16 protein-coding genes are annotated in these 17,888 nt (G+C 70.0%); 6 read left to right on the top strand and 10 right to left on the bottom strand.

Features of this window, described 5'->3' with window-relative positions; translation table 11 throughout:
- The first annotated feature begins 58 nt into the window (after positions 1–58).
- On the top strand, positions 59–496 hold the full coding sequence (locus AB0G32_RS30780; RefSeq protein WP_361170574.1) for an ATP-binding protein: 438 nt from the start codon (positions 59–61) through the stop codon (positions 494–496).
- Here AB0G32_RS30780 and AB0G32_RS30775 read toward each other — a convergent pair.
- Positions 493–1,242 carry an SDR family oxidoreductase gene (locus tag AB0G32_RS30775; RefSeq protein ID WP_361170571.1) on the bottom strand — a complete coding sequence of 250 codons (750 nt, stop codon included), beginning with the start codon at positions 1,240–1,242 and terminating at the stop codon, positions 493–495. The genes AB0G32_RS30780 and AB0G32_RS30775 overlap by 4 nt on opposite strands.
- Positions 1,243–1,357: 115 nt before the next feature.
- Here AB0G32_RS30775 and AB0G32_RS30770 point away from each other — a divergent pair, with 115 nt between their 5' ends.
- Positions 1,358–1,990, top strand: coding sequence for a TetR/AcrR family transcriptional regulator (locus AB0G32_RS30770; RefSeq protein WP_361170568.1), 633 nt, complete (start codon positions 1,358–1,360; stop codon positions 1,988–1,990).
- On the opposite strand, the gene AB0G32_RS30765 is transcribed toward AB0G32_RS30770, so the two are convergent.
- Positions 1,956–2,774 (bottom strand): DUF1963 domain-containing protein, encoded by an 819-nt coding sequence (locus AB0G32_RS30765; protein ID WP_361170565.1) that lies wholly within the window; start codon positions 2,772–2,774, stop codon positions 1,956–1,958. The two genes, AB0G32_RS30770 and AB0G32_RS30765, sit on opposite strands and share 35 nt — an antisense overlap.
- 41 nt (positions 2,775–2,815) lie before the next feature.
- On the opposite strand from AB0G32_RS30765, the gene AB0G32_RS30760 reads away from it, so the two are divergent.
- From AB0G32_RS30760 to AB0G32_RS30745, 4 genes are all read left to right on the top strand, one after another.
- The gene (locus AB0G32_RS30760; RefSeq protein ID WP_361170562.1) at positions 2,816–3,214 is read left to right on the top strand and encodes a GNAT family N-acetyltransferase; all 399 of its coding nucleotides are present in this window, start codon (positions 2,816–2,818) and stop codon (positions 3,212–3,214) included.
- Between the two features lie 84 nt (positions 3,215–3,298).
- The gene (locus AB0G32_RS30755; RefSeq protein WP_361170559.1) at positions 3,299–4,729 is read left to right on the top strand and encodes a DUF3500 domain-containing protein; all 1,431 of its coding nucleotides are present in this window, start codon (positions 3,299–3,301) and stop codon (positions 4,727–4,729) included.
- 132 nt (positions 4,730–4,861) lie between these two features.
- Positions 4,862–5,830 carry an arabinan endo-1,5-alpha-L-arabinosidase gene (locus tag AB0G32_RS30750; protein ID WP_361170557.1) on the top strand — a complete coding sequence of 323 codons (969 nt, stop codon included), beginning with the start codon at positions 4,862–4,864 and terminating at the stop codon, positions 5,828–5,830.
- A complete protein-coding gene (locus AB0G32_RS30745; RefSeq protein WP_361170554.1) occupies positions 5,812–7,248 on the top strand; it encodes a family 43 glycosylhydrolase in 1,437 nt (478 codons plus the stop codon). The genes AB0G32_RS30750 and AB0G32_RS30745 overlap by 19 nt, the downstream gene beginning before the upstream one ends.
- On the opposite strand, the gene AB0G32_RS30740 is transcribed toward AB0G32_RS30745, so the two are convergent.
- From AB0G32_RS30740 to AB0G32_RS30705, 8 genes are all read right to left on the bottom strand, one after another.
- Positions 7,245–8,813, bottom strand: a complete 1,569-nt coding sequence (locus AB0G32_RS30740) for a histidinol-phosphate transaminase (protein WP_361170551.1) — start codon at positions 8,811–8,813, stop codon at positions 7,245–7,247. The two genes, AB0G32_RS30745 and AB0G32_RS30740, sit on opposite strands and share 4 nt — an antisense overlap.
- Positions 8,814–8,937: 124 nt before the next feature.
- Positions 8,938–10,089 carry an aldose epimerase family protein gene (locus AB0G32_RS30735; RefSeq protein WP_361170548.1) on the bottom strand — a complete coding sequence of 384 codons (1,152 nt, stop codon included), beginning with the start codon at positions 10,087–10,089 and terminating at the stop codon, positions 8,938–8,940.
- 62 nt (positions 10,090–10,151) lie between these two features.
- Positions 10,152–11,396 (bottom strand): multiple monosaccharide ABC transporter permease, encoded by a 1,245-nt coding sequence (mmsB, locus tag AB0G32_RS30730; protein WP_361170545.1) that lies wholly within the window; start codon positions 11,394–11,396, stop codon positions 10,152–10,154.
- Positions 11,393–12,943, bottom strand: coding sequence for a multiple monosaccharide ABC transporter ATP-binding protein (mmsA, locus tag AB0G32_RS30725; RefSeq protein ID WP_361170542.1), 1,551 nt, complete (start codon positions 12,941–12,943; stop codon positions 11,393–11,395). Before mmsA ends, mmsB begins: the two co-directional genes overlap by 4 nt.
- A 32-nt stretch (positions 12,944–12,975) precedes the next feature.
- Positions 12,976–14,088, bottom strand: coding sequence for a multiple monosaccharide ABC transporter substrate-binding protein (gene chvE, locus AB0G32_RS30720; protein WP_361170539.1), 1,113 nt, complete (start codon positions 14,086–14,088; stop codon positions 12,976–12,978).
- A gap of 96 nt (positions 14,089–14,184) precedes the next feature.
- Positions 14,185–15,153, bottom strand: coding sequence for a hypothetical protein (locus AB0G32_RS30715; protein ID WP_361170536.1), 969 nt, complete (start codon positions 15,151–15,153; stop codon positions 14,185–14,187).
- Positions 15,154–15,280: 127 nt separating this feature from the next.
- Positions 15,281–16,285 (bottom strand): alcohol dehydrogenase catalytic domain-containing protein, encoded by a 1,005-nt coding sequence (locus tag AB0G32_RS30710; protein ID WP_361170533.1) that lies wholly within the window; start codon positions 16,283–16,285, stop codon positions 15,281–15,283.
- A complete protein-coding gene (locus AB0G32_RS30705; RefSeq protein WP_361170530.1) occupies positions 16,282–17,448 on the bottom strand; it encodes a mandelate racemase/muconate lactonizing enzyme family protein in 1,167 nt (388 codons plus the stop codon). Before AB0G32_RS30705 ends, AB0G32_RS30710 begins: the two co-directional genes overlap by 4 nt.
- Positions 17,449–17,888 lie beyond the last annotated feature (440 nt).

Here is a 17,888-nt window from a genome sequence, read left to right as displayed (position 1 = left end):
GTGACAGTACGCGGTGACGACCTGGCGAAGTGGGTGCCCGGGGCGCCAGATTGGGCGCATGACAGCACCATCGGCCCGTCCGGCGGCCGTTACCGTACGTGTGTTCACCCAGCGGCTCAGTGCCACCCCGCGCGGCGCCCGCCTCGCCCGGCGGCTCACGGGGAGCCAGTTGGAGGCGTGGGGCATCCCCTACGGGTCGGACGTCTCCGACCGCGCCGCCGTGATCGTCGCGGAGCTGGCCGCCAACGCCGTGACCCACGGCCGGGTGCCCGGCCGGGACTTCGAACTGGCCCTGACCCTCCGCCCGGAGGGCCTCCGTATCGAGGTGACGGACACGCACGGCGGTCCGCCGCGGCCGGCCGTACGTCCCGCCGGGCCGCTCGACGAGCACGGCCGGGGGCTGTTTCTCGTCGCCGCGCTGGCGGACCGCTGGGAGGTGGTGGACCGCGAGCCGCCCGCCAAGACGGTCCGGGCCGACCTCGGCCCCGTGGGCTAGTACGCGAGCGCCCCGATGCCGCCGTCGACGCGCAGCACGGTACCGGCGGTGTAGGCGGACTCGTCCGAGGCGAGATAGACCGCCGCCTTCGCCAGTTCGGTGGCGGTGCCCAGGCGATGGAGGGGTACGGTCCCCCGGATCTCCTCGTAGACGGCGGCCTGCCGCTCGGGGCCGAGCGCCGCGAACACGTTGGTGACCGTGGGCCCCGGGCTCAGTCCGTTGACCCGGATGCCCCGGTCCCGCAGTTCGTGGCTGAGTCCGCGGGTGTAGGAGAGCAGACCGGCTTTGGCCGCGCCGTAGACCGTCGCGTTCTCGTGGCCGACGAAGGCGGAGACCGAACCGACGAGGATCACCGAGGACGACGGCGAGAAGAGCGGCAGCAGGTCTCTGATCAGGAAGAACGGTGCCTTGAGGTTGGTCGCGAGGAGGCGGTCGAACGCCTCCTCGGTCCAGTCCTCCATGGGGAGATGGGTGACGTCGGCGGCGTTGCTCATCAGGATGTCCAGCTTCGGCCACTCCGAGCGCAGCCGTGCGGCCAGTGCTGTCTGGCCGGGCACGTCACCGGCGTCGCTGACGACGGTCAGCAGCGGGCCCTCCAGTTGCCGGGCCGCCTCGTCCAGCCGTTCCCGGGACCGGCCGGTGATCGCGACGGACGCTCCCTCGGCGAGGAACTCGCGGGCGGTCGCCAGACCGATGCCGCTCGTCCCCCCGGTGATCAGTGCGTGCTTTCCTTCGAGGCGCTTCATGAATCCGTTCCCGTGGGTGGGGTGACCGGCCGGCTTTTGTGCGGCCGTTCCAGAAGTGGTGGAGGCGAAGCTACGACTTCTTGAACGGGCAGTCAAGAAGTGTAGGGTCGGCCGCATGGCACGTACCGGACGACCCCGTGAGTTCGACAAGGACCGGACGCTGGAGCGCGCGCTCGAGCTGTTCTGGTCCCGGGGGTACGCGGCGACGTCGGTCCAGGACCTGGTCGACGCGCTGGGCGTGGAGCGCGGCAGCCTCTACGGCGCGTTCGGCGACAAGCGCAGCTTCTACCTGGACGCGGTGCGGCTCTACTGGGACGTCTACGAGCGGCGTCTGACCGCGGCGCTCGACACCGCGCCGCTGCTGCCGGCGCTGCGCGAGATGCTGACCCACCCGGCGCGGCTGGACGAACTCGTCTTCGACCTGGGCGCACCGCACGGCTGTCTGGTCGGCAACACGACCGCCGAACTGGTGCCCGGCGACAGCGAGGCGACCGAAGTCGTCGCGCGCTCCTACCGCCGGTTCACCGAGATCGTCGCCGCCGCGCTCCGCCGGGGACAGGCCACCGGCGAGGTCACCGACCGAGCCCGCCCCGAGGCGCAGGCGCAGCTGCTGCTCTACGTCGTGCAGGGCCTGTCGCTGGTGTCGCGGGCGGGTCTCGACCGGGCCGCGGCCCTGGCCGCGATCGACACCGCGATCGACGGACTGCGGGGCGTCACACCGGACCCTCGAAGAAGCCCAGGACCATGACCTCGCCGAAGCGCCGCCGGGCCGCGTCCTGGCGGTTGACCGTCCAGTAGACGTCACCGCCGACGTAGTGACCGCCGTACCACTGGACGAGCAGGGCCCAGTCCTCGACCCGGGGCGGCTCCCCGCTCTTCTCGGCCGCCATCCAGGCGGATCCGGTGACCATGTCGGTCTCGCCGTAGGGGTCCTGGGCGTACCCGTCGAGCTGGAAACGAGGGCCGGAGCGGGCGTCCTCGCGCCGTATGTCCCGCCAGGCGTCGCGCAGTTGCCGGGCGTGCGGGTGTTCGGCGCGGTCGTAGAGCGACTCGTTGTCCGGGAGGGAGACGTCGTGGGTCAGGCGCAGGACCTCGTGCCCCGGCGGGCCCGGACGGTCCAGGAGCGCCCACGGGTCGTCGGGCGAGTGGCCGGGCTCCAGGTCCCGTTCCGCCACGGGCGTGCCGGCCGGGACGTACACCGCCTCGCCACCGGCGTCCATGCCCTCGTCGTAGGAGCGCGCGAAGAGCAGGAGCCGGCCGCCGGACGGCAGCGGCAGCGTCGTCGCGTCGCCCGGCAGCGCCGCGAGGTCGAGGGACGCGATGAGGTACGTACGCGGCGGAAGGGCGGGATGTCCGGCGGGGAGCGGCGCGGGCCCGCCGAAACGGCCCACGACCGGCCCGTCCCCGTGCGGCGTGAGCGTCGCGCACGGCCGGGCGGCCGTCAGCCACCGCTCCACCTCGGCGGCCGGCACCCCGCGGGCGCGGGCCTGCTGACGGAACCGGTCGAGTCGGTCGACCATCTCGGGCTTCATGCGGTGAACTTAGCGCCGGGCACTGACACGAGGAGCGGGCCTTGACGATCGAGTACCAGTGGCGCGGCGACTTCGACAACGCGTCCCTCGACGCGCTGCACGCCGAGGGGTTCGGCCACCCGGCCACCGACGCGACCGACTGGCGGGGGCGGCTGGAACGGCACAGCCTCGGGTGGGTCTGCGCCCGGGACGGCGCGGCGCTGGTGGGGTTCGTCAACGTCGCCTGGGACGGCGGGGCGCACGCCTTCGTGCTGGACACGGTGGTCGGCCGGCGGTACCGGGGGAGCGGTGTCGGGGCCGCGCTCGTCGCCAGGGCGGCCGAGGGGGCCCGCGCCGCGCGGTGCGAGTGGCTGCACGTCGACTTCGAGGAACGGCTGCGCCCGTTCTACCTCGACGGCTGCGGCTTCCGGGAGACGGCGGCCGGGCTCATCGCGCTGTGACGGTGTGTCAGAAAGGCGCGCCTCATAGGTGACTCACAGGAACAACTCACGGAAAAATAAGGCTGATCGGGAACTGTGTCGCCCATGCACGCACACAGACCACGCACCCCCGAGACCGAGCGCACCCGCCGCTGGTTCATGAACCGGTCGCTGCTGCTCGGCGGTGCCGCCGCCGTGGCGACGATGACCGGCTGCTCGGCCGGCTCCTCGGAGACGACGTCCGCCGCCAGCGCCGCGCCCAGCGGGATGCCCGGGGGCGCCGGCGGCATGGGTCCCGGCGCCACCGAGGTGAAGTACGCCGACTTCGTCGGGGTCACCACCGACGGCGAGGTCGTCGACGACCTGTTCTCCGTCCACTCCACGGACGTCTCCACCGACCAGGTGGTACAGGCCGCGCAGGCGTTCCTGGACGGGCTGACGGCCAAGGAGCGCAAGGCGTCCGTCTTCGAGGTCGACGACGACGAGTGGCTGGCCTGGAGCAACGTCGACGGCTACGAGCGTGAAGGTGCCCGCATGGGCGACCTGACCGAGAAGCAGCGCAGCCTCGGCTACGCCCTGCTCGGCAAGGCGCTCTCCGCCGACGGGCTCGCCCAGACCCGCAACATCATGAAGCTCAACGCCTTCCTGGGCGACTACAACGGCGGCGGCAAGGAGACGCTGACCGAGGGGCACTACTACTTCACCTTCATGGGCACCCCGTCCACCACCCAGCCCTGGGGATTCCAGTACGAGGGCCACCACGTGGCCATCAACTACTTCGTCCTCGGCGACCAGGTCGTCATGACGCCGACCTTCATGGGCTCGGAGCCGACCTCGGCGACGTACAACGGCGAGAAGATCACCCTCTTCAAGCCGGAGACCAAGGCCGGGCTGGCGCTGCTGCGGTCGCTCACCTCCGCGCAGCGCAAGAAGGTGATCTCCAGTGACGAGAAGGGCGGCACCAACATGGTGGCCGGGGCCGGCCAGGACAACTTGAAGCTGGCCTACCAGGGCCTCGTCGCCAAGGAGTTCACCGCCGCCCAGCGGCAGAAGCTGCTCGACCTGGTCGGCGTCTACGTCGGTTACATGGACGACGGGCACGCCGCGGTGAAGCTGAAGGAGGTGGCGGACCACCTCGACGAGACCTACTTCTACTGGATCGGCGAGACCAAGGACTCCTCCGCGTTCTACTACCGGGTGCACAGCCCGGTCGTGCTCATCGAGTACGACGCCCAGTCCCCGCTGGCGTACGGCGAGGACGCCCAGATGGGCGGTGGCGGCGGCGCCCCCAGCGGCATGCCGAGCGGTCAGCCCAGCGGTATGCCGAGCGGAATGCCGAGCGGAATGCCGAGCGGAATGCCGAGCGGAATGCCGAGCGGCGCCCCCAGCGGGATGCCCAGCGGCGGCCCCGGCGGCGGCATGGGAGGCATGGGCGGCACCCCCACCCAGCAGCACATCCACACCATCATCCGCACCCCCAACGGCAACGACTACGGCGTCGACCTCCTCAAGCTCCACCTGGAGACCGACCACTGAGGCACACGGGCGGTTGCGCGAACCATTGACGCGCAAGGGGTTCGATTCTACGGTCCCGTTCGAACTGGCGACTAGTGTCCGTCATTTCGAACGGGACCGTCTTCGTGCACCCCCATCCGCAAGGAGACCCGCATGAGCCGCAAACGCACCGCTCTCCTCGCCCTCCCCGCCGCCGCCCTGCTCGCCCTGCTGCCGGGCACCGCCCAGGCGTACCCGAACCCCGGCTACGTCACCGGCTCGGTCGTCACCCACGACCCGACGATGATCCGCACCTCGTCCGGCCAGTACCTGCTCTACGCCACCGGCGGCGGCATCGCCAGCAAGACCTCCACCGACCGCACCGCCTTCAGCGCGGGCGCCGACGCCTTCGCCACCAAGCCGAGCTGGTGGTCGACGTACAGCTCGGTCCCGGAGTCCTGGGCGCCGGACATCTCGTACCGCGGCGGCAAGTACCTGATGTACTACTCCGTCTCCAAGTTCGGCGTGAACACCTCCGCCATCGGACTGGCCGGCTCCACCACCGGGCAGCCCGGCAGCTGGACCGACTACGGCGTCGTCTACACGTCGAGCGGCTCCAGCGACTACAACGCCATCGACCCCAACCTCTTCGTCGACGACGACGGCAAGTGGTGGCTGTCGTTCGGCAGCTGGTGGACCGGGATCAAGATGATCCAGATCAACCCGTCCACCGGCAAGCAGCTCTCCACCAACACCACCCGCTACTCGCTGGCCTCCCGCCCCACCGGGACCAAGGCCGTCGAGGCCCCGTACATCGTCAAGCGGAACGGGTACTACTACCTCTTCGCCTCGTACGACACCTGCTGCGCCGGCACCAGCTCCACGTACAAGGTCAAGGTCGGCCGGGCCACCTCCGTCACCGGGCCGTACTACGACAAGAACGGCGTGTCGATGATGAACAACGGCGGCACGCCCGTCCTGGAGTCGCACGGCAGCGTCATCGGCCCCGGCGGCCAGTCGATCATGAACGACTCCGACGGCGACCTGATCGTCTACCACTACTACGACGGCAACGACAACGGCACCCCGAAGCTCGGCATCAACCTCCTGAACTGGAGCAGCGGATGGCCCGTCGCCTACTGACCCTGCTGGCGGCGCTGCTGCTGGCGCTGTCCCTGGGGCAGTCCGCCGCGAGCGCCGCCACGTTCAGCAACCCGGTCAAGTCCGTCAAGGGCGCCGACCCCTGGATCTCGTACCACGACGGCAACTACTACCTGGTGACGACGAGCTGGACCGACGTCATCACCGTCCGCAAGTCCCCGACCCTGGCCGGCCTGGCCACCGCGCCCAGCGTGCAGGTGTGGCAGGGCGACGCCGCCTCCCGCTGCTGCAACATCTGGGCGCCCGAGCTGCACTATCTCAATGGGCGCTGGTACCTGTACTACGTCGCCGGGCAGAACGTGTCCGACTACAACCCGACGCAGCGCAGCCACGTGCTGGAGAGCGCCGGGTCCGACCCGCTCGGCCCGTACACCTACAAGGGGCAACTGGGCTCCTCCTGGATGCTGGATCCCACGGTCGCCACCATCAACGGGCAGCTGTACTTGTTCGGGAGCGCGAGCGGCGGCGGGACGCAGAACATCGTCGCCGCGCGGATGTCCAATCCGTACACGGTCTCGTCGTCGTTCACGACGGTGTCGACCCCGACGTACGACTGGGAACGGGTCGGCGGCACGGTCAACGAGGGGCCGGAGATCCTCCAGCGCGGCGGCCGGACCTTCCTGGTCTACTCGGCCAGCGGCTGCTGGACCCCGGACTACAAGCTGGGACAGCTGGCGCTGACCGGAACGGACCCCGCGTCCGCGTCGTCCTGGACGAAGAAGTCGACCCCCGTCTTCCAGCGCAGTGACGGCAACGGGGTGTACGGGCCGGGCCACAACGGCTTCTTCACCTCGCCGGACGGCACCGAGAGCTGGATCGTCTACCACGCCAACGACTCGGCCTCCGAGGGCTGCGACAACGGGCGGACCACCAGGGCGCAGAAGTTCACCTGGAACTCCGACGGCACTCCGAACCTCGGAACCCCGGCGGCCCTCGGGGCAAGCCTGACCGGGCCCGCCGGGGAGCCCTCCGCCGTCGCCGCCACCTACACCCTCACCAACCGCAACAGCGGCAAGTGCCTGGAGGTGACCGGCGGTGCCACGGCGGACGGGGCCAATGTCGCGCAGTACACCTGCAACGGCGGCGCCCACCAGCGCTGGCGGCTCCAGGACCTCGGCGACGACACCCACCGGCTGCTCAACGCCGCCACCGGGAAAGTACTGGACACCGCCGACTGCTCGGCGGCCGACGGCGCCGACCTGCGGCAGTGGGGCTGGCTGGACAACACCTGCCAGCGGTTCCGCTTCCTCGCCACCGACAGCGGCTACGTCCGCGTCACCAACCAGGCCACCGGCAAGGTCGCCGACGTGGCCGACTGCTCCACCGCGGACTCGGCCGACGTCCGCCAGTGGACCTGGCTGAACAACACCTGCCAGCAGTGGCGGCTCAACCCCGTCTAACCGGTCTGCCCCATCCCCGCCGCGTTCGGCCAGTTCTGCGGCCCCGGCCAACCGGTGGCCGGGGCCGCTTCCAGGCCGTTGGTGCCGCGCACCTGCGCGGCGGTGAGGCCGCCGCGGGCGGGGACGCCGGGCGGGGTGGGGCCCGCGGCGGGCGGGAACGCCGCCGGCTGCGGCGGCGGCTGCGGCAAGGGCTGCGGTACGGCCTGGGCCGCGGCGGGCGCTATGGGCTGCGGCGCGGGCTGCTGCGGTATCGGCTGCGGCATGGGCTGCCGCGGTATGTACTGGGGCACCTGCTGCGGTATCTGCTGCGGTGCCGCCGGCATCGGCATCGGCATCGACGGCATCGGCATCGCCGTCCCCGCGCCGTTCGTCTCGCCCACCAGCCGGTCCACCGCCGCCGTGCCCGAGCTGTACCCGGTCCCGGTGGCCTGCTCGGGCCCGGTGGCTCCCCTCCTGGTCCCGTAGAGCACCTGTTCCAGGCCGGACACCAGGCGGCGTACGTCGGTCTGGGGGCGCACCACGAGCCGCAGGAAGCGGCTGGAGGAACCGATCTTGTTGCCGCACTCGCGGACCAGCACCCGGTGTTCGGTGAGCAGCCGGTCCCGGACCACGGTGCCCTCGGCGCCGACGGGCAGCCGCACGAAGAGGAAGTTGCCCTGGGAGGGGTAGACGGTCAGGCCGGGCAGCGAGGAGAGCCGGCTGGCCATCTCCAGGCGGTCCCGGCGGACCTGCAGCAGGCTCTGCGCGTACTCCGTGCCGTGGTCGCGCAGCATGAAAACCACGTGCTCGGCGAAGGAGTTGAGGTTCCACTTGGGGAGCATGGCGCGGACCTTGCCGGCCAGCGCCGGGTTGGCGACCAGGTAGCCGAACCGGATGCCGTGCAGCCCGAAGTTCTTGCCGAGGCTGCGCAGCACGATGACGTTGGGGCGGAGCATGGCCTCCTGCACGACGGACGGTTCCGCCTCCGCGTCGGCGAACTCCAGGAACGACTCGTCGATCACCACCAGGTCCAGGTCGGCCATCGCGTCCATGAACTGCACCAGCGCGTGCCGGTGCAGGAAGCCGCCGTCGGGGTTGTTGGGGTTGCAGATGACGGCGACCCGGGTGCCGCGGGCCCGGATGAACTCGGCGTACTGCGCGAGGTCCAGGGCGAAGCCGCTGGACTCCTGGAGCGGGAACATGTCGACCCGCTTGCCGGTCTCCATCGGCTGGTCGGTCCAGCGGCCGAAGGTGGGCACCGGCACCGCGAGGGACTCGCGGACCAGCAGATGGTCGATCCAGGTGATCAGTTCGGTCGAGCCGTTGCCCATCGCCACGCACTGCGGCGGCAGCCGCAGCAGCCCGCACAGCTCGGCCGTGATGGTGTCGGCGCCGCTCGGGTAGTACGTGATGATGTCCCGCAGGCGGCTCGCCATCGCCTCGAACATCTGCGGCGTCGGGAAGTACGGGTTGCACGGGATGCAGAAGTCCACCGGTCCCGCGCCGTCGCTCTCCCGGGCCAGCGCCGCCATCGACGGGCTGTGCGCCGCCGTGGAGCGGAACAGCGAGGTGACGTTGCCGGCCAAGGGAACCTCCGTAGCAGGGGCGGCCCGCGCGGGGGAGCGCGGGCCGCCCATGAGTACGGACCGGCGTGCGGCGCCGTTCACCGCATGTGGAGAAACGGTGACGACAGCCGGCCGGCCGGCGTCGTCAGGAGTCGAACGAGTGGACCGTCGAGGTGCGGTAGGTCTCGCCGGGCCGCAGCACCGTCGAGGGGAACGACGGCTGGTTCGGCGAGTCCGGGTAGTGCTGGGTCTCCAGGCACAGCGCGTCGCCCTGCCGGTAGAGCCGGCCGCCGGTGCCGGTGAGGGTGCCGTCGAGGAAGTTGCCCGAGTAGAACTGCAGGCCGGGCTGGTCGGTGGCGATCTTCAGGGAGCGGCCGGAGGACGGGTCGCGCAGGGTGGCGATGTGCTCGGGGCGAGCGGTGCTGCCCTTGTCCAGCACCCAGTTGTGGTCGAAGCCCTTGGCGAGGACCAACTGCTCGTGCGCGGCGCGGATGTCGCGGCCGATCGGCTTGGCGCGCCGGAAGTCGAAGGGGGTGCCGGACGTCGGTGCCAGTTCGCCGGTGGGGATCAGACCGGCGTCGGTGGGGGTGAACCGGGACGCGGCGATCGACAGCTCGTGGTCCTCGATGGTGCCGCTGCCCTCGCCGGCCAGGTTCCAGTAGACATGGCTGGTGAGGTTGACGACGGTGGCCTTGTCGGTGGTGGCCTCGTAGTCGATGCGCCAGTCACCGGCCCGGGTGAGGGTGTAGGTGACGGTGGACTTCAGGGTGCCCGGGTAGCCCATCTCGCCGTCGACGCTGGTGTAGTGCAGCACCAGGCCGACGTCGGAGCCGGACGTGAACGGCTCCACGTCCCACACCCGGTAGTCGAAGCCGAGCGCGCCGCCGTGCAGCGAGTTCTCGCCGTCGTTGACGGAGAGCTGGTAGGCGGTGCCGTCCAGGGTGAAGCGGCCCTTGGCGATGCGGTTGCCGTACCGGCCGATCAGCGCGCCGAAGTGCGGGGAGCGGGCCACGTAGTCGTCGAGGTTGTCGAAGCCCAGGGAGACGTTCGCGTACCGGCCGCGCCGGTCCGGTATCTCCAGGGACTGCACCACCCCGCCGTAGGAGAGGACCCGCATCCGCGTGCCGCCGTTCTCCAGCGACCAGCGGTACACCTTCGTCCCGTCGGCGAGCGTGCCGAAGAGCTCCTTCACCGGCTTCCTGCCTCTCCCCGCTGCCTGCGCCGTGCCGCCGACCGCCGTGGCGGCGGCGCCCGCCGCCGCGGCGCCCGCGATGACCGTACGTCTGCTCAGTTCCATGCGGCTCTCCCTTGACAAGGAAAAGGGGCCCGGTCCGCTGCCGGACCGGGCCCCGAACTGACCTACGAACCGACCTTGCGCTTGTTCCACACGTCGAAGCCGACCGCCGCCAGCAGCACCAGGCCCTTGATGACCTGCTGCCAGTCGGTGCCGATGCCGACGAGGTTCATGCCGTTGTTCAGCACGCCCAGGACCAGACCGCCGATGATCGCGCCGAGGACCGTGCCCACGCCGCCGCTCATCGACGCCCCGCCGATGAACGAGGCGGCGATGGCCTCCAGCTCGAAGTTGAGGCCCGCCTTGGGCGAGGCCGCGTTGAAGCGGGCGGCGAACACCAGACCCGCCAGGGCCGCGAGCATGCCCATGTTCACGAAGACCAGGAAGGTGACCTTCTTGTCCCGCACACCCGACAGCTTGGCCGCCGGGAGGTTGCCGCCGATGGCGTAGATGTGCCGGCCGATGATCGCGTTGCGCATCACATAGCCGAAGCCGACCAGCAGCACGCCCAGGATCAGCAGCACGATCGGGGCGCCCTTGTAACTGGCGAGCAGCATGGTGACGACCAGGACCGCGGCGGCCAGCGCCACCAGCTTCAGGCCGAACAGCTTGGCCGGCAGCACGTCCAGGTCGAACTCCTGCTGCCGCTTGCGGTCCCGCAGCTCCTGGAAGATCACGAACGCGATCAGCGCGATGCCCAGCAGCAGGGTGAGGTTGTGGTAGTTGGTGTCCGGGCCGACCTCGGGCATGAAGCCGTTGGCGACCTTCTGGAGGCCCTCCGGGAACGGGCCGAGCGTCTGCCCCTCCAGGAAGATCTCGGTCAGACCGCGGAAGATCAGCATCCCGGCCAGCGTCACGATGAACGACGGTATGCCGCCGTACGCGATGAAGAACCCCTGCACCGCGCCCGCGATCGCGCCCATGAGGAGGCACAGGACCAGCGCGAGGGGCCAGGGCAGATCGTGTTTGACCATGAACACGGCGGCCATCGAGCCGATGAACGCCGTCAGCGAGCCGACCGACAGGTCGATGTGGCCCGCGATGATCACCAGCATCATGCCGATCGCGAGGATCAGGATGTAGCTGTTCTGGAGGACCAGGTTGGAGACGTTGCGCGGCAGCAGCAGGTCGCCGCCGGTCCAGACCGCGAACAGCACCACGATCAGTCCGAGGGCGAACAGCATGCCGTACTGCCGCATGTTGCGGCGCATGCCGTCCAGCATCAGCTGGAGCAGGCCGTCGCCGCCGGCCGGCCCGCCCTTCCCGGCCGGCGCGGGGGCCGGCGACTTGGCGGTCACATCCGTGCTCATCGGGTTACCTCTTTGTCCTTCGTCATCTGCCGCATCAGCGATTCCTGCGAGGCCTCGGCCCGCGAGAACTCACCGGTCAGCCGCCCCGCGGCCATGGTGTAGATGCGGTCGCACATGCCGAGCAGCTCCGGCAGCTCGGAGGAGATGAAGACCACCGCCTTGCCCTGGGCGGCCAGTTGGTCGATGACCGTGTAGATCTCGTACTTCGCGCCGACGTCGATGCCGCGGGTCGGCTCGTCCAGGATCAGCACCTCCGGACCCGCGAAGATCCACTTGCTGAGGACGACCTTCTGCTGGTTGCCGCCGGACAGCTTGCCCACCGGCTCGAACACGGTCGGCGCCTTGATGTTCATCGACTTGCGGAAGCCCTCGGCGACCTGCCGCTCGCCGTGCTCGTCCACCACCCCGCGCTTGGCCACCTTGCCCAGGGCACTGAGCGAGATGTTGCGCCCGATGGTGTCGATGAGGTTGAGCCCGTAGTGCTTGCGGTCCTCGGTGACGTACGCGATCCCGTGCTTGACCGCCTCCGGGACGGTCTTGGTACGGATCTCCGTGCCGTCCCTCAGCACCGTGCCGGCCGCGTACCGGCCGTAGGTGCGGCCGAAGACGCTCATCGCCAGTTCGGTGCGCCCGGCGCCCATCAGGCCCGCGATGCCGACGATCTCGCCGCGCCGCACGGTCAGCGAGACGTCGTCGACCACCTTGCGCTGCTGGTCGATGGGGTGGTGCACGGTCCAGCCGCGGATCTCCAGGGCCGGTGCCTGGCCGGCCTCCGGCTGGTGCGGCGAGCGCTCCGGGAAGCGGTGCTCCAGGTCGCGGCCCACCATCCCGGAGATGATCCGGTCCTCGGTGGTCTCCGCGGCCTTCACATCCAGCGTCTCGATGGTCCGCCCGTCCCGCAGGATGGTCACCGAGTCGGCGACCCGGCGGATCTCGTTCAGCTTGTGGGAGATGATGATCGAGGTGATGCCCTGTTCCTTCAACTGCAGGATCAGGTCGAGCAGTTTGCCGCTGTCCTCGTCGTTCAGCGCCGCGGTCGGCTCGTCGAGGATGAGCAGCTTCACCTTCTTCGACAGCGCCTTGGCGATCTCGACGAGCTGCTGCTTGCCGACGCCGATGTCCGCCACCCGGGTCTCCGGGTGCTCGGCCAGACCGACCCGGCGCAGCAGCTCGGTGGCGTGCCGCAGCGTGTCGTTCCAGTTGATGAAGCCGCGAGCGGCGTGCTCGTTGCCGAGGAAGATGTTCTCCGCGATGGGGAGATAGGGCACCAGGGCCAGCTCCTGGTGGATGATCACGATGCCGTGCTGCTCACTGGCCCGGATGTCCTTGAAGGAGCAGGGCTGTCCCTCGAAGAGGATCTCGCCCTCGTAGGTGCCGTGCGGATGAACGCCGGAGAGGACCTTCATCAGCGTCGACTTGCCGGCGCCGTTCTCCCCGCAGATGGCGTGGACCTCGCCCTGCCGGACGGTCAGATTGACGTCCGACAGCGCCTTGACGCCGGGAAAGGTCTTGACGATCGAGCGCATTTCCAGGACGGGTCCCGCCATGGTCGTGCCTTCCAATCACTCGGGGCCGGCGGTTACTTGAGGTCGCTCGCCTTGATGTAGCCGGAGTCGACGAGCTCCTTCTGGTAGTTGTCCTTGTCGACGGCGACCGGCTCGAGCAGGTAGGCCGGGACGACCTTGGCACCGTTGTCATACGTCTTGGTGTCGTTGACTTCGGGCTTCTTGTCGTTGAGCAGACCGTCGACCATGTTCGCGGACACCTTCGCCAGCTGGCGCAGGTCCTTGTACACGGTCATCGACTGCTCGCCGGCGATGATCGACTTCACCGAGGCCAGCTCGGCGTCCTGGCCGGTGACGACCGGCAGCGGCTTGCTCTTGGAGCCGTAGTCGTCCGACTTCAGGGCGGACAGGATGCCGATGGAGATGCCGTCGTAGGGCGACAGGACCGCGTCCACCCGCTCGCTCTTGTACGCCGACGTCAGGATGTCGTCCATCCGCTTCTGGGCGGTGCCGCCGTCCCAGCGCAGGGTGGTGACCTGGTTCAGGGCGGTCTGCCCCGAGCGGATGACCAGCTGCTTCTTGTCGACGTAGGGCTTGAGCACCTTCATCGCGCCGTTGAAGAAGTAGCGGGTGTTGTTGTCGTCGTTCGAGCCGGCGAACAGCTCGATGTTGAACGGGCCCTTCTCGCTGCCGTCCTTCAGACCGAGCTTCTCCAGGATGTAGTTGCCCTGGAGCTCACCGACCTTCTCGTTGTCGAAGGAGGCGTAGTAGTCGACGTTCTCGGTGCCCAGGATCAGCCGGTCGTAGGAGATCACCGGGATGTCGGCGTCCTTGGCCTGCTGCACCACGTTGTTCATCGACTTGTTGTCGATGGCCGCGATGATCAGCGCCTTCACGCCCTGCGTGATCAGGTTCTCGATCTGGGAGACCTGCTGGTCGGGGTCGTCCTCGCCGTAGACCAGCTTGGTCTTGTAGCCCTTGGACTCCAGCTCCTTGACCACGTTCGCGCCATCGGCGATCCAGCGCTCGGAGGACTTGGTCGGCATCGCGATGCCGATGGTGGCGCCCTTGGTGTCGCCCTTGTCCTCCTCGCTGCCGCCCTCGCTGCTCTGGCCGCAGGCGGACAGGGTCAGGGCGAGGGAGGCGGCCGAGGCCATCGCGGCGAGTGCGGCTCTGCGGTTACGCATGATCATCATCCTTGATGTGTGCGAGGGGAAACCGAGACGAGGTGTGTCGGATTGTGCGCGGTCGTGTCTTGTTTTGAGAAGGGAGTTTCCAGAACGTTATGACGAGATCTCGAACCGGTTGAGCGACCCGGGCAGCCGGGTGCCGAGCGCGGCCATCTCCCCGTCGGCGCCGTGCCGTTGCAGCAGATCCAGCGCCAGCCGCCCGCGCCGCACCCGCTCCTTGGCGGTGGCCAAAGTCAGTTCCCGCAGGTGATGGCCGTAGGGGTAGATCCCCGGCGACTTCGACAGGCCGAACTTCAGATACAGCGGCGCGCCCCGCCGGATCAGCTCGGCCACCTCGTACATCCGCACATATCCGCCCAGGTCGTCGGGCGCCTCGATGTACATGTCCAGCGGCGCCGCCGACACCCGGCGGATCTCCGTGAGGTGATCCAGCGTCAGATCGCTGGGCACGTTGACGGAGTCGGCGCCGAGCCGCTCGTAGACGGCGAACGAGGCCGGGTTGACGGGGCCCACGAGCGCCGAGACCTTCAGCGTGGTGTCGGCGGGGACGATCCCGGCGGCCCGCGCCCGGTGCAGGGTCCACAGCACCCCCTCGTCGGCGACCAGCAGGCACTTCACCCCCAACTCGGTGGCCCGTACGGCATCTTCGACACATCCGGCGACGGCGTCATGTCCCCGGGCCCTGAGCCCCCCGCCGCCGCTGTCGGTCCGGGTGGAGCCGCCGATGTCCCAGGTGCCGCGCGGGCCGGTGAACAGGCACAGCTCGATGTCGCGTTCGGCGGTGGCCTCGACCATCTCGGTGATCTCGGCGTCGGAGAGCATCCACACGCCGCTGCCCTGGCTGATCCGGTGGATCGGCACGTCCAGGCGCGAGGACTCCTTCAGCACCACCGCCAGCGCCTCCGGCCCCTCGCAGGAGGGAACCTCGGTGCGCCAGCGACCGCCCCCGGGGAAGGTGTGCGGCGAGGCGTCGGCGGGGTCGAGGGCGGGCGCGCCCAGGCCGAGGGCGGTGAGCGCCTGCTCACCGGGCCGGCGGGCTGCCGTGGCGGAAGCGTCGGTCACAGGGTGTCCTTCGTGTTCGGTATGCCGGACGTGGTGCGCGGCGACGGGTGGAAAAGGCTGGGGGCTGGGTGTACGCCGGTACGGGGACCGTCAGGTCGCCCCCGTACCGGCGTACGGCTGTGGGTGACTAGGGACGCAGCAGGACCTTGCCGACCTTCGGGTCGCCCGATCCGACCAGCTCGATGGCGTGGCCGAACTCGGCGAGCGGCAGCTCGTGCGTCACCAGTGGCAGCGGGTCGAGCAGCCCGGCGCCGAAGACCCGGACGGTGTGCGCCCACGCCTCGGGGGGCGCCCCGAAGACGGTGTGCACCTCCAGTTGCCGCACGACCAGGTCGGTCGGGTCAAGACCGTCCGCACCGGCCGCCGGAATGCCGGTCAGCACCAGCCGTCCGCCGCGCCGCAGCAGGGCCGCCGCCGTCCGCGCCGCGTCGGCGGACCCGGCGGTCTCGATCACGACGTCGAAGTCGTCGGGGAGTTCCTGGTCCTTGGTCCGGAAGTCGCTCGCCCCGAACCGCCGGGACAGCGGCTCCCGGTCGTCCCGGGTGCCGACGACCAGCAGCTCACCGGGCGAGCCGGCGGCCAGGAACTGCACGGCGAACATCCCGAGCGTGCCGGTCCCGACCACCGCCACCCGCTCACCCGGCCGGGCGTTCGCCTTCAGCGCGGCGGCGGCGACACAGGCGGCGGGCTCCAGCAGCGCGGCGGCGGACAGGTCGGCGTCCTCGGCCAGCACATGCAGCAGCCGGGCCGGCAGAGTCAGCGTGGGCGCCATGGCCCCCGGCTGGGTGAACCCGGTCTCCTCGTATCCGGCGGTGCACAACGTTGTCTCGCCCGCGTGGCACCGGTCGCAGACCTGGCAGTTGCGAAATCCCTCGCCGACCACCTTCCGCCCGACGAGCGAGCTGGGCACCCCGGCTCCGACGGCCTCCACCGTCCCCGACCACTCGTGCCCGGGAACCAGCGGATAGCGGACGTACCCCTCCGGCCGGTTCCCCTGGTACACCTCGCGGTCGCTGCCGCAGATCCCGGCCGCGTGGACGCGCACCAGTGCCTCACCGGCGCCGGGGTCGCGCGGCTCGTGCGGGACGAGTCCGTGCTCACCGGGCGCCTGCACGACGACGGCGGTACTCACTGCTGCGCGCCCTTGGGCTTGCGCTGCTCCCAGCCCTCGGCCCACAGGTCGAACCGGGCCTGCTGCTGCGGGAACTCGGCGGCGGCGTCGGTGTCCAGCTCGACCCCGAGCCCCGGCGCGTCGGACAGGTGGAAGCACCCATCCGCCGGGTCCACCTGTGGAGCCCCCTTCACCACCTTCTTGATCTCCGCGTCCGCGAAGTCGTTGAAGTGTTCGAGGATCTTGAAGTTGGGCGAGGTGAACCCGACTTGCAACGAGGCGGCGGTCAGCACGGACCCGCCCACGTTGTGCGGTGCGACCAGCGTGTAGTGCGTCTCGGCGGTCGCGGCGAGCTTGCGGGTCTCCCAGATACCACCGATGTGGCCGACGTCCGGCTGGATGATGTCGACGGACTGGTCCTCGAACAGCTCCCGGAACTCGATCCGGTCATGGATGCGCTCACCGGTGGCCACCGGGATGTCCACCTTCTCCGCGACCTTCCGCAGCGCCCGCAGGTTCTCCGGCGGCACCGGCTCCTCCAGCCAGGCCGGCTTGAACGGCGCGAGCTCGCGCGCGAGCCGTACCGCCGTGGCGGGCGAGAACCGGCCGTGCATCTCCAGCATCAGCTCGGCCTCGGGCCCGATGGCGTCCCGCACGGCCTCGATCAGCGAGACGGCGTACAGCGTCTGCGCGTGGTCCAGTTCGAAGTGCCCGGTCCCGAACGGGTCGATCTTCAGCGCCCGGTACCCGCGCTCCACGACCCCCTGCGCGGCCTTGTGATACGCCTCCGGCGTCCGCTCCGTCGTGTACCACCCGTTGGCGTAAGCCTTCACCTTGTCGGTGACCTTGCCGCCGAGCAGTTGCCACACCGGCACCCCGAGGGCCTTGCCCTTGATGTCCCAGCAGGCCATCTCGATCACGGCGATCCCGGACATCACGATCTCGCCGGCCCGCCCGTAGTCGCCGTACTTCATGCGCCGGACGAGGTCCTCGACAGCGAACGGATCGGAGCCGAGAATGTGATTGACCTCGGCCTCCTTCAAGTACCCCAGCAGCGCGTCGGTGTGCCCCAGCATCCGGGTCTCGCCGACTCCGGTGAGGCCCTCGTCGGTGTGCACCTGGACGTAGGTCAGGTTGCGCCACGGCGTTCCGACCACGTGTGTGCTGATTCCGGTGATGCGCACGACAGTCGCCCTTCGCTACGTTCGATATTTCGTCACTCGTTCGAAATGCTGGCGTGACAGTAAGGACGGGGTGGCGGGAGTGTCAATGGGTCGGACACATAACGGTTTCGGGAGTTTCGAAACCTCGTGGGGCTTCACGGTGGCCGGTTCCCACACAACCTTCACAGGCGGCTCTAGGAAGCGGGTCGGCGCGGAACTTAACCTTCCACCGACATGGACTACTGCGACCCGTGCCAACGGCACCTCAACGGCGCCCTGACCTGCCCGGGCTGCGGCCGGCCGGCGGAGCGCCCGGACCCGCCAAGCGCCCCGGCCGAGGGCGCGGTCCCGGTCCCGGCGGCACCGGCCGAGGAGTCCCGGGGCCGCGGCGCCCCCCGCCCCCCGGGGCGGCCCGGCCCGGCCGGGGGGGGGGGGCCGGCCGGGGGCGGCCCCCCCCCCGC

The sequence above is a fragment of the Streptomyces sp. NPDC023723 genome, from assembly GCF_040639815.1.
Classification (GTDB): domain Bacteria; phylum Actinomycetota; class Actinomycetes; order Streptomycetales; family Streptomycetaceae; genus Streptomyces.
Note: the sequence above shows the minus strand (reverse complement) of the source record. Positions and strands in the feature narration are given on the sequence as shown.

Bases quoted from the DNA above. Each gene is read 5' to 3' on its own strand.
- AB0G32_RS30780 (WP_361170574.1), top strand. From the start codon at position 59: ATGACAGCACCATCGGCCCGTCCGGCGGCCGTTACCGTACGTGTGTTC.
- AB0G32_RS30775 (WP_361170571.1), bottom strand. From the start codon at position 1,242: ATGAAGCGCCTCGAAGGAAAGCACGCACTGATCACCGGGGGGACGAGC.
- AB0G32_RS30770 (WP_361170568.1), top strand. From the start codon at position 1,358: ATGGCACGTACCGGACGACCCCGTGAGTTCGACAAGGACCGGACGCTG.
- AB0G32_RS30765 (WP_361170565.1), bottom strand. From the start codon at position 2,774: ATGAAGCCCGAGATGGTCGACCGACTCGACCGGTTCCGTCAGCAGGCC.
- AB0G32_RS30755 (WP_361170559.1), top strand. From the start codon at position 3,299: ATGCACGCACACAGACCACGCACCCCCGAGACCGAGCGCACCCGCCGC.
- AB0G32_RS30750 (WP_361170557.1), top strand. From the start codon at position 4,862: ATGAGCCGCAAACGCACCGCTCTCCTCGCCCTCCCCGCCGCCGCCCTG.
- AB0G32_RS30745 (WP_361170554.1), top strand. From the start codon at position 5,812: ATGGCCCGTCGCCTACTGACCCTGCTGGCGGCGCTGCTGCTGGCGCTG.
- AB0G32_RS30735 (WP_361170548.1), bottom strand. From the start codon at position 10,089: ATGGAACTGAGCAGACGTACGGTCATCGCGGGCGCCGCGGCGGCGGGC.
- mmsB (WP_361170545.1), bottom strand. From the start codon at position 11,396: ATGAGCACGGATGTGACCGCCAAGTCGCCGGCCCCCGCGCCGGCCGGG.
- mmsA (WP_361170542.1), bottom strand. From the start codon at position 12,943: ATGGCGGGACCCGTCCTGGAAATGCGCTCGATCGTCAAGACCTTTCCC.
- chvE (WP_361170539.1), bottom strand. From the start codon at position 14,088: ATGCGTAACCGCAGAGCCGCACTCGCCGCGATGGCCTCGGCCGCCTCC.